The organism is Intestinirhabdus alba (genome assembly GCF_009711095.1).
In the GTDB taxonomy this organism is placed as follows: domain Bacteria; phylum Pseudomonadota; class Gammaproteobacteria; order Enterobacterales; family Enterobacteriaceae; genus Intestinirhabdus; species Intestinirhabdus alba.
The window spans coordinates 1-1450 of the sequence record NZ_WMJZ01000104.1 but is presented as its reverse complement, the minus strand read 5'-3'; the positions used below and the strand labels follow the sequence as shown (position 1 = coordinate 1450).

Here is a 1450-nt window from a genome sequence, read left to right as displayed (position 1 = left end):
GTCCCGGCCTCCGTGCTTATCCAGCTCAGGGACGCCCCCGGTGCCTCTGTGTCCGCCGGCCAGCGGAACCGCTTCCACACCGGCATCTGGTTCATGTAGCTCAGCTTCTGGCCGTCTATCATCAGATCCGTCTGCATCACCCCCGCCGCGGTCCCCGGTCGCAGCTCAAAATGCAGTCCCGCCCCGCCGTCGGCGAAGGCCACGTCGGCGATATGGCTCAGGGTGTTGATCGCCCTCATAAACTCCGGGTTGAAGGTCAGCCCCTGCCCGTTGATGCTGTCCGCCGTCCACCGGCTCCCCTCCTTATGCAGCACCCCGTTCAGCCGGGTCTGTAAAAACCGGGTGATGCGCCCCGAGTCGCCGTTGAGGTACTTCGCCAGCAGCGGCAGGGAGACGTCGCTGCTCACGTTCCTGAAGGGGTAGCGCCCGCCAAAGGCGCTGTTCCACTCCTCCACCACCGCGCTGCGCCACCGGGCGTTAAGGCTCTCCGCCGCCGGCGTCAGCACCTGCTGCCACGCCTGCTCCATCGGGCGCACGAACACCGTCTGGCCGAACCCGCTCCACTCCTGCCCCAGCCCCGCCGCTATCAGGCTGCCGTAGTCCCGGATCTCTGTCAGGTCTATCGCCTTTCCCTGAAACACCGTCTGCGCGAGCTGCCGGGTCATCGCCTGCGGGTCGGTGGCGTTGGTGATCTGCTGCAGGCGCAGGCGCACCTGAGTCACCCGGGTCAGCCACGTCTGCAGACTCAGCCCGCTCTGCCCCCCGCCGTCGCGGCCGGCCATCAGCGCCAGCACCGGGCCGAAGGTGGCGTCCAGCGGCCCGCCGCGCCGATCAATCGCCGGCCGCTCATCGCCGTTAAACAGCGCCTGCGCCGATTTCACCAGCGAATCCGGGAGGGAGTTGCCGCTCTGCCCGGTGCGCCCCTGCACGCTCAGGGTGTTCATCAGCGCCACCAGCGGCGACTGCCGCACGTCGGCCACCAGGATGAGCTGGTCAATCGCCTCTGACAGGGTCTCCGCCTTCTGCCAGCGCAGCCCGTTGAGGAACTCCAGCCAGACGCCGCTGAAGTCGGCAAAATAGCGCTCCGTCAGGCGCGCCCGCAGGGCCTCCGCGGACACCGGCTGCGCGGCGGACTGCCGGGTGTCGCTCAGTACCCAGTCCATTTCATCCCGGCGCGCCGCCACCACCTTCTCAATGGCGGGCTGCACGGCCTGCTCCCAGGCCTGGCGGGTGAACATTCCCGGTATCACCGCGTCGGTGGTAAACAGGCGTGAGACGTCGGTATCCCCGGTCATGTCCGCCAGACGCATGTCGGCATACTGGTTCGCCACCTGCGCCAGCATCTTCTGGTAGAGGGTGGATTCGCTGTTGCGCATTCCCGTCAGGCGGATGAGCAGCGTCCGGGCCTGGCTGACCAGGGCCTCATCGGCCGGCAGCCGCCATCCGGGAT

General features: G+C 67.9%; 1 protein-coding gene. It reads right to left on the bottom strand.

Going from position 1 to position 1450, the window contains the following annotated elements:
* Window positions 1-1450: ImcF-related family protein (locus GJV78_RS22590; protein ID WP_330998845.1), on the bottom strand; the 1450-nt coding region annotated here is incomplete at both ends.